This window comes from Erythrobacter sp. HI0063, assembly GCF_001635685.1.
GTDB lineage: Bacteria > Pseudomonadota > Alphaproteobacteria > Sphingomonadales > Sphingomonadaceae > Qipengyuania.
Genome location: NZ_LWFF01000184.1, coordinates 1 through 354, shown reverse-complemented (window position 1 = coordinate 354; position 354 = coordinate 1). Strand labels below are relative to the sequence as shown.

The window sequence follows — 354 nt, the reverse complement described above, 5'->3', positions numbered from 1 at the left end:
CGTGCTGGAACGGAATGTCGAGATAGGGCGTCAGCAGACCCTCTGCCATCAGGGGGATGACCTGATCGACATGGGGATAGGGATAGACGTAATGCAGCCGCACCCAGGGCGGAGCGCCGTCTGAGGTGCGCAAACCGCCCAGTTCGCGGGCGAGATCGGTCATGTGGGCGCGGACCTCGCGGCCTTTCCAGTCGCGCGGTTCGTGGCGCGTATCGACGCCATAGGCGCTGGTGTCCTGGCTGATCACCAACAGCTCTTTCGTGCCCGCGGCGACCAGCTTTTCCGCTTCGCGCAGCACCGCGTCGATGCGCCGGCTGGCGAGCTTGCCGCGCAGGTCGGGGATGATGCAGAAGG

Annotated in this window: 1 pseudogene; it reads right to left on the bottom strand. The window is 65.8% G+C overall.

The features are described from left to right. A pseudogene (locus A3736_RS17485) lies at positions 1-354 on the bottom strand (30S ribosomal protein S12 methylthiotransferase RimO); the annotation flags it as partial.